This is a genomic window from Bradyrhizobium sp. SRS-191 (assembly GCF_024586915.1).
In the GTDB taxonomy this organism is placed as follows: domain Bacteria; phylum Pseudomonadota; class Alphaproteobacteria; order Rhizobiales; family Xanthobacteraceae; genus Bradyrhizobium.
The window spans coordinates 1-1,359 of record NZ_JANBVS010000082.1 but is presented as its reverse complement, the minus strand read 5'-3'; the positions used below and the strand labels follow the sequence as shown (position 1 = coordinate 1,359).

2 protein-coding genes are annotated in these 1,359 nt (G+C 67.3%); both read right to left on the bottom strand.

Annotated elements, in window-relative coordinates; translation table 11 throughout:
• On the bottom strand, nucleotides 1-449 hold a 449-nt coding region (locus tag NLR35_RS34155), incomplete at its 3' end, for an AMP-binding protein (RefSeq protein WP_257170928.1).
• 114 nt (nucleotides 450-563) lie between these two features.
• Nucleotides 564-1,359, bottom strand: a 796-nt coding sequence (locus tag NLR35_RS34150) for an alpha/beta fold hydrolase (protein ID WP_257170927.1), incomplete at its 5' end; no start/stop codon positions are given.

Here is a 1,359-nt window from a genome sequence, read left to right as displayed (position 1 = left end):
CCGGTCGAGCCGCAGGAGGTCACCCCTTCCCAATACCGCGCACCCGGGGAATCGGGGCGCGCGTGGAAAAACCTTCCGGGCACGAACCCCGCGGGCAGCCGGTTCGGCGCATCCCAGCCGCCCTCGCCGCCGACCACCAGCGCTGGCTTCAGGATCTCGAGCACCGCAGCCGCCTCGCCGCGCGGCAACCGCCATGACAGCGAAGTCGGCGTCGCCCCGCATTTCCACACCGCGAACGAAGTCTCGAAGAACGCATTGCCGTTGGGCAGACCAATGGCGACGAAATCGCCGGGCTTGACGCCCTTGGCCATGAACGCCCGCGCGCGCCGGTTGGCGCCACGCTCGAGTTCGTCCCAGGTTAGCGTGTCCTGCCCGTGGCGGACGGCGATCGTGCCTTGGGGTTTGCGCTCAGCGTACCAGCGCGGCACGTCGGACAAGGGCAGCAGCATCAGGCGTTTCCACTTCGTCTTCTTGGCGTCGCCTCACGATAAGGCGCGCGCGGAACGAAGTGTACCAGCCGGGGCAGCACCTTCAAGGCACAAGCCCGCAAGACAGCATCGCTGTCAGCGCTCCGCCCCGCAGCCCGGGCTGTCGAACAGCGCCGCGAGCCCGCATCGCGAGGTCACCATCTTGTCGCCGTCATGGCCGACGCCGACGACGTCCCACACCCGATGATTGGGCGCACCGCGATTGCGCCTGGCCATCGCATCCACATAAGCGTGGCCGCGGGCGTAGCGAAACGGCCCCTGCGCCTTCGCCATGCAGCTCTTGTCGAGCGCGGGATGCTCGGGATTGGTGTCGAGCGTGCCGAGCAGATAGATCACGTCGCGTTCGAGATAGCGCTGCTCGAGCGCGCCGGGCGTCACGTTGGCGAGGTAAGGCGGCCGCGCGTCCATGCCATATTTCCAGTCATTGTAGCCTGGGCAGGAGGCGGCGATCTTCGGAAACGGCCGCGCGGCATCGAAATAGGCGTAGGAGGAGGGATTGGCGACGACGTAGCGAACGTCGATATGCTGCCGCGACAGCATCGTCTCGCCCTTGCCGGCGATGGCATAGCGCTGCGCCACCTGGCCTCCGCCGGAGTGGCCGGCGACGACGACCTGCTTCAGGTTCGGGAAGATGCGTCGGTCGCCGAGCCGCGCAAGGATCGCATCGAGTGCGTCGAAGGAGGACACCGGTGCCGGCGCGATCGCGGCGTCGCCTCCCTCCCATCCTTCCAGCGACCAGCGCAACGTGTCTGCCGGCAGCTTGTGCGCTTCGATGTCGATCTCCGCCAGGAACTGCGGCACGATCATCAGCGCATTCTTGCCGTCGTCGCCGGCCGCGACCTGCGCGGTATAGGCCGACATGTAATAGTCG